Here is a 6,695-nt window from a genome sequence, read left to right as displayed (position 1 = left end):
GATCCGAACAAAGGGACTAAGCTTGCCACCTATGCGGCCCGTTGTATTGAAAATGAAATCTTAATGCATTTGCGGTCACTGAAAAAGTCCCGTGGCGAAGTATCAATCTATGATCCAATTGGTATGGACAAAGAGGGCAATGAAATTTCGCTTATCGATGTGCTGGGTTCAAACGAAGAGGATATTTCCTTAAAGGTGGAAAATGAATCAGAGCAAAAGGCTTTGCTTGAGCTCGTTAAAAAGCTTACCCAAAGGGAAAAACTAGTTCTTCAATTGCGCTATGGCTTAATGAACAGCCCCAAACGGACTCAACGTGAGATTTCCAAAGCCTTAGAAATTTCCCGATCCTATGTTTCGCGCATCGAGAAAAAAGCCATTCAAAAATTATTGGAAGAGATGGCAAAGACTGATTCAAATAGGTAGTCCATTACTTGCTCTTGTGGCATCCTCTAAGGTATAATGATATAAACTTATGCTTTTTGGAGGATTCTATGTTAGAGTATTTTCGACCTACACGTCAAGCTAATTCTCTCGATCTTATTTCGGTAGAACAGCTTCGTAAGGATGGGATTCGAGGGTTGATTATTGACTTAGATAATACTATGACCCCCTGGAATGATGTGGAAGTGGGCCCTAAAGTGGAAGCGTGGTTTAAAAAGGTTAAATCAGCTGAAATCCGTGCGTGTGTGGTGTCTAACAATAGTAAGCGTCAACGCGTAGCCGTGGTTGCCGACGGATTAGGGATTCCCTTTGTTTTTAAGGCCACAAAACCACGCCGCAGAGCCTTCCGGGCGGGTATGAATCTTCTGAAAACAGGACAAGGGGATACAGCTGTCATCGGAGATCAGTTATTTACAGATATTTTAGGCGGAAACCGTTTGGGTCTATATACAATTTTGGTCACTCCCATCAATGACCATGAGTTTATCGGAACTCGGATTATGCGACGGATAGAGAAATTACTCGTTTGGGTCATGAAGCATTTTGCTTCGGCCAAACCTTACAGTCCGAAAATTCATTAAGCATTCAGGAATGGCTTAGCCATTCCTTTTCGCTATTTACTCATGACTATGCCCAGATAGGTTCAACTGTACTCGGTGGAGTTAAAACTTCCTGAAGCAGTTTCTTATATTTTCTGATCTGGCCTCTAAAGGATTATGTAAAGGAATGTTATAAGTGGAAAAACACTTTGCAGTTATAGGTGACCCAATTCAGCATTCACTCTCTCCCTGGATGCACAATGCAGGGTATAAGGCACTGGGGCTTGACGCGGAATATCAACGCTTTCGCGTTGAAGCCAGCTATTTAGCGGAGGCGGTAAAAGGTCTTCGGGCTTTGGGGTTTTCCGGTTGGAATGTAACACTCCCTCATAAGGAGGACATTGTTTCTCTCCTCGATACGCTTACTCCCCAAGCTAAGCGCGCCGGGGCGGTTAATACCGTGAAAATTCATGAGGGACAACTTATGGGTCACAATACGGACGGGGATGGATTTGTTCGTTCTGTAGAAGAAGAACTCCATGGATTTAAAGGGAAAAAGGCGGTTCTTCTGGGTGCAGGCGGAGCCAGTAAAGGGATAGCTCTGGCCTTAGCTGAGCAAGGGATGTGTTTACATATTCTTAATCGCACGCCTGAAAAGGCCAAGGGATTGGCTCGAGCCATAGAACGCGAGGGAGGCACAGCTTCTTCAGGGGAGTTTGTTCCGGGGGAATGGCTCAAAGATGTGGATCTATTAGTGCAAACGACTTCTGTAGGGCTGCATAGAGAGAGCTTTCCATTCTCATTAGAAGGGATTTCTAAGCAGGCCCTTGTTGTGGATATAATTTTCAACCCTATGGAAACTGCTTTTTTGAAAGAAGCGAAGAAACTGGGGTGCCGAAGGCATAATGGTTTAGAAATGCTTCTATATCAAGGGGCTTTGGCCTGGGAGTTTTGGCTTGGTGGTCGAGCTCCTGTCAAGGAAATGCGCCAAGCCCTAAAGAATCAACTCTTCAAGGGAATGTTTAATAAAGGATAGAGGTAAAGGAAGAGTGAAATGAGTAAAGCAGGGGCCAACGATCTTGAGCGAGGATTTACGCTGTTAGAAATGTTACTTGTTTTCATTCTTTTAGGGGGCTCAGGTTTTTATCTGCTCATTAAGCTTCCTGTTAACTTTGAAAAGCAACGCTTAGCCTTTGAATCCACTCAATTATTGGAAGACATTCGGGATGCTCGTCAGGCTGCCATGGCGGAAAATAATTGGTATGCGGTTAAATTCTATTATCAAACCGGGGATCACCATTACCAGATCTTTAGGCAAGGTAAGATGGTAAAAAATGTGTACCTTAAAGAGGGGGTTAGTTTTCTTGGAAGCCAGGGAAATTTAACCTTTAATGCTTCAGGACGAAGTGTGGGGACGACGATTACCTTGACCAATTCATTAGGAGAGCGGAGAAGTGTCATTGTCGCCCCGGTAGGTATGCGCATTCGAGAAAAGTTGGATATAGAGGGGAAGACGAAAAGTGCGGTTTTTAACAGCGGGAGAATCACACGGTCAGAAATTAGTGGGAATTATCGAGGGACTTCCCTCGGGAATGAAGATTTCTAAGGATCAAGTTGATAAGGCTCTTAGAAAACGTCAAAAAGGCCCCGGACGAGGCGGAAGGATGGCCATTGAACAAGATGAAGTTCAGCTTGTTTCCGGAGTGCGAGGAGGATTAAGTACGGGGGCCCCAATCGCTTTGGAAATTCCTAATCGTGATTGGGAAAACTGGGAGAAAATCATGACTTGGAGAGAAGACGCTGACTTAGAGAGCCGAAAAGTGTTGACTCCTCGGCCTGGGCATGCGGATTTGTCGGGAGCCTTCAAATATCGCACGGAAGTCAGGAATATCCTTGAGCGAGCCAGCGCCCGAGAAACTGCCATGAGGGTAGCAATCGGGAGTGTTGCCAGGCAAGTTCTGACCGCCTTAGGGGTAGAAATAAGGGGGCATGTTCTGGCGGTAGGCGGTGTTCACGCGGAGCGTGCTGATAATGAAGACTATTGGCAACGTGTAGAACAATCAGAGTGGTCTGTAGGAGACCCGATTGCCGAACAACAGATGGGGGAAGGGCTCATCTCAGCACGAGAACAAGGGGAATCCTTGGGCGGAATCTTAGAAGTGCAAGTGCATCATGTCCCCGCAGGATTGGGGTCCCATGTGCAGTGGGATCGAAAATTAGATGGTAAATTAGCCCAGGCTGTCCTCTCAGTGCAAGCAATCAAAGGAGTCTCCTTTGGCTTAGGATTTGAGGCTGGGGACCGAACGGGGTCCAAGGTTCATGATCCAATTTGTTATGAAAAGGGCCAGGGCTTCGGCAGGGTTTCCAACCATGCCGGAGGAATCGAGGGGGGGATGAGTAACGGAGAACCGATCATTCTTCAAGCGGTTATGAAACCGATTCCGACCCTTTATCAACCTTTAGATACGGTGCATCTGGAGACTAAAGCGGCGGTTAAAGCTAGTGTAGAGCGGTCAGACATCTGTGCTGTACCGGCAGCTTTAGTAGTTTTGGAACATGTGGTAGCATGGGTAATTGCTGAAGCGGTGCTTGAGAAATTTCCGGCGGATACTTTTATAGAATTACAAAATGCTTGGGAAGATTATAAAAGATACTTACTTCAGATATAGTTTTTATCTAAAGTAGCTGAGCGTGCGGTGACGATATTCGAATAACAAATTTCGGACCTCGAACATCGGACCTCGAATATCGAATACGAGAGGGAGGAGCTTCATGCGAAACATTGTTCTCATTGGATTTATGGGAACCGGCAAAAGCACAGTTGGAAAGCGTTTAGCTCAGTCGCTCGCTTGGGATTTTGTTGATACAGACTATGAAATTGGGGAAGTAACCAGCTTGAGTGTCAGTGAAATTTTCCGTCGGCATGGAGAGACCCGTTTTCGTTCAGAAGAAAGCATCGTGGTTGCAAGACTCAGTCAGCAGGAGCAGCTCGTTATTGCAACCGGTGGAGGTACGGTGTTAAACCCTCTTAATTGGAATGCGCTGGCTCAGAACGGGACGGTTATCGCTCTTCATGCCTCCCTGGAAACGATTCTCGCTCGGATAGGAACTAAAAATGACCGCCCACTTCTAAAGGCTCCGAGAGAAGCTATTGAGAAGTTGTGGTCTGAACGCCAGGAATGTTACTCTCAGGCTGATTTTATAGTCGATACGTCGCAAAAAAGCGTCGATGAAGTGGTGAAAGAGATTCTTATACAGCTAGAGAGGATGACGAAAAATGAGTTTAGCGAAGTGGCCAAAGATTGATGTAACAGCGGACCGCACGTACCCCGTGTTTTTGGGGGCTTCTCTCGAAGAATTAGGGGAGTACTTACATCTTCAATTTGAGGATGTGGAGCACATTCTTGTTATTTCACATCAGATAGTAGCCGAATTGTACTCGGAACGTCTCAAGAAAGGACTTCTTGATTACCGAGTGAATTTGCTGACAGTCCCCGCCGGAGAAACAGAAAAATCCTTGGAACGTTTAGCTCAGCTAACGACAGCGGCCTTGCGTTGTGATGCGGACCGTAAAACTCTTGTAATCGCTCTCGGAGGAGGGGTTATCGGAGATTTGGCGGGATTTTTTGCCAGTGTCTTCATGCGGGGAATTCGGTTAATTCAAGTCCCTACCACCTTATTGGCGCAAGTAGACAGCAGCATCGGTGGAAAAACAGCCGTAAATCATCCGGCGGGCAAGAATATCTTAGGCACCTTTTATCCACCCTTGGCGGTTTGGACGGACTTTTCAACCCTTGAAAGTTTGCCTTGGGAAGAAGTTGAAAATGGCTTAGCTGAGAGTATTAAGCATGCTATAATTGCTGACCGAGACCTTTTTGAGTTTTTTGAGAAGGAAGAAAAAAGTATCAAGCTCCGGGAAAAATCGATCTGGGGCGAAATGGTGACGCGGTCTTCTGCTGTCAAAGTAAAAATCGTTTCCCAAGATGAACGAGAACAAGGAGTACGCGGCTTGCTGAATCTGGGTCATAGTTTCGGACATGCCCTCGAGACTGAGATGAATTATCGCGGAGTTACACATGGGCAAGGGGTTAGTATTGGGATCATAGCCGCGACTCATCTCGCCTACGCAAAAGGGCTGATGACCAGCGCGGAGATAGATCGAGTTAAGCGGTTGCTAAATACCTATGGCTTGCCGACTGAGATCAAAGGACAAGACCCTGAGGCTTTGTTGCAACGCATGCAATCGGATAAGAAAAATCTAGGGGGACGAAAGATTCTAATTCTGCCCAAAGGAATTGGGCAAGCAATTGTTTCCAAGGAATGTACGGACCTCGAAATCTTAGCAGCTTGGAAACAGGTTATTACTTAATATGAAGGATAAACTAAAAATCTGGCAAGGATTATGGAATCTTTGTCAGATTTTTACTGTTACTAAAAGTGCATATTAAAAACTACCTTTGCCAAAGGTCTATATACAGTTCTATCAAAAAATTTAATTCTAAGTGTAAATTTAAGAGTAAATAGGTTAGAGTAAAGTTAGAAGCTTAGTGCAAGCCAAGCCTTGTTATTAAAAGACCGGAATCCAAGGTGGAAATAGAGCTTTATTGAATAACGAGAATAACAAATTAAGGGCTTTGGGGGTATGGAAAATATCTAGGCAACATCGCAAAAAGGAACATATAGAATTTGCTCTCAATACGGAAAATTCGGTGAAAAATGGTTTCTCTGATATTTATTTAGTTTATGAAGCTCTGCCGGATTTAAACTTTGAGCAGATTGATACTTCTCTGGAGTTTTTGGGAAAGAGGTTGAAAGCTCCGCTTCTGATAAATGCAATGACCGGTGGACATCCTGATGTTGAGTATATTAACAAGAGTCTGGCAAGGGTGGCAGCACGGGCTGGCATTGGCATGGCAGTTGGCTCACAGACAGCTGGCTTGGAAGATCCGAGTGTGAGAAAAACTTATAAGATAGCACGAGAAGAGAATCCTGAGGGGATTATACTGGCTAATGTTAATGCCTTAACACCGCCGGTTCTGGTAAAAGAAGCAATCAACATGATTGGAGCAGATGGGGTTCAGTTACATTTGAATGTTGCTCAGGAACTTGCTATGACTGAGGGGGATAGAAATTTTAGAGGGGTTTTGACCAACATCGAAAAAGTCGTAACCTTATCCAAGGTACCTGTTATTGTTAAAGAGGTTGGCTTTGGGCTGTCTCGAGAGACAGCTAAGAGAATCTATGATGTTGGAGTGCGTTATATTGACGTTAGTGGTAAAGGTGGAACGGATTTTATAAAAATAGAATTTGCTCGCTCTAGTCAGGGCTGCTTAGGAAAATCCCAGAACATCGGTATTTCAACTGCTGCCAGCCTGATAGAAGTTTTAAGTTTGGATTTGCCGCTTTCGGTTTTAGCTTCCGGTGGTTTTACAGGTGAAAGTGATGTAACTTGTGCTCTCGTTTTAGGATCTAAATTGGTGGGTATGGCGGGCCACTTCTTACAGGTTCTTCATAATAGCTCTGAAAAAGGCCTTGATGATCGAGTTGAAAGAATTATAAAAGATTTGCGCCGGTCAATGTTAATGGTGGGGGCTGCTTCTTTGGAAGAATTGTCAAAAAAGCCGGTGGTTATTACGGGCATTACGGCAGAATGGCTTTTGCGAAGGGGCGTTGATATTGACAAATACTCACGGTCTAGAGCATGAAATCTGAAGT

General features: G+C 44.9%; 8 protein-coding genes. All 8 read left to right on the top strand.

Going from position 1 to position 6,695, the window contains the following annotated elements; genetic code table 11:
* The coding region (locus LJE72_RS13410; protein ID WP_229248121.1) for a sigma-70 family RNA polymerase sigma factor at nucleotides 1–423 on the top strand (423 nt) is incomplete at its 5' end.
* A 68-nt stretch (nucleotides 424–491) separates the two neighbouring features.
* The gene (locus LJE72_RS13405) at nucleotides 492–1,022 is read left to right on the top strand and encodes a YqeG family HAD IIIA-type phosphatase (protein WP_229248119.1); all 531 of its coding nucleotides are present in this window, start codon (nucleotides 492–494) and stop codon (nucleotides 1,020–1,022) included.
* Nucleotides 1,023–1,176: 154 nt separating this feature from the next.
* Nucleotides 1,177–2,016, top strand: a complete 840-nt coding sequence (gene aroE, locus LJE72_RS13400) for a shikimate dehydrogenase (RefSeq protein ID WP_229248117.1) — start codon at nucleotides 1,177–1,179, stop codon at nucleotides 2,014–2,016.
* Nucleotides 2,017–2,034: 18 nt separating this feature from the next.
* Entirely contained in the window at nucleotides 2,035–2,586 is a 552-nt protein-coding gene (locus LJE72_RS13395; RefSeq protein WP_229248115.1) for a prepilin-type cleavage/methylation domain-containing protein, read from the top strand.
* A complete protein-coding gene (gene aroC / locus LJE72_RS13390; protein WP_229248114.1) occupies nucleotides 2,501–3,649 on the top strand; it encodes a chorismate synthase in 1,149 nt (382 codons plus the stop codon). The genes LJE72_RS13395 and aroC overlap by 86 nt, the downstream gene beginning before the upstream one ends.
* A 103-nt stretch (nucleotides 3,650–3,752) precedes the next feature.
* Entirely contained in the window at nucleotides 3,753–4,286 is a 534-nt protein-coding gene (locus LJE72_RS13385; protein WP_229248112.1) for a shikimate kinase, read from the top strand.
* On the top strand, nucleotides 4,258–5,349 hold the full coding sequence (aroB, locus tag LJE72_RS13380; RefSeq protein ID WP_229248111.1) for a 3-dehydroquinate synthase: 1,092 nt from the start codon (nucleotides 4,258–4,260) through the stop codon (nucleotides 5,347–5,349). The genes LJE72_RS13385 and aroB overlap by 29 nt, the downstream gene beginning before the upstream one ends.
* A gap of 235 nt (nucleotides 5,350–5,584) precedes the next feature.
* On the top strand, nucleotides 5,585–6,685 hold the full coding sequence (fni, locus tag LJE72_RS13375) for a type 2 isopentenyl-diphosphate Delta-isomerase (RefSeq protein ID WP_229248110.1): 1,101 nt from the start codon (nucleotides 5,585–5,587) through the stop codon (nucleotides 6,683–6,685).
* Nucleotides 6,686–6,695: the final 10 nt, after the last annotated feature.

Source organism: Desulfosporosinus shakirovi (genome assembly GCF_020595055.1).
In the GTDB taxonomy this organism is placed as follows: Bacteria; Bacillota; Desulfitobacteriia; order Desulfitobacteriales; family Desulfitobacteriaceae; genus Desulfosporosinus; species Desulfosporosinus shakirovi.
Note: the sequence above shows the minus strand (reverse complement) of the source record. Positions and strands in the feature narration are given on the sequence as shown.

Excerpts from the sequence above, each read along its gene's own strand:
- LJE72_RS13385 (WP_229248112.1), top strand. The coding sequence starts at position 3,753 with ATGCGAAACATTGTTCTCATTGGATTTATGGGAACCGGCAAAAGCACA.
- LJE72_RS13405 (WP_229248119.1), top strand. The coding sequence starts at position 492 with ATGTTAGAGTATTTTCGACCTACACGTCAAGCTAATTCTCTCGATCTT.
- LJE72_RS13395 (WP_229248115.1), top strand. The coding sequence starts at position 2,035 with ATGAGTAAAGCAGGGGCCAACGATCTTGAGCGAGGATTTACGCTGTTA.
- aroB (WP_229248111.1), top strand. The coding sequence starts at position 4,258 with ATGAGTTTAGCGAAGTGGCCAAAGATTGATGTAACAGCGGACCGCACG.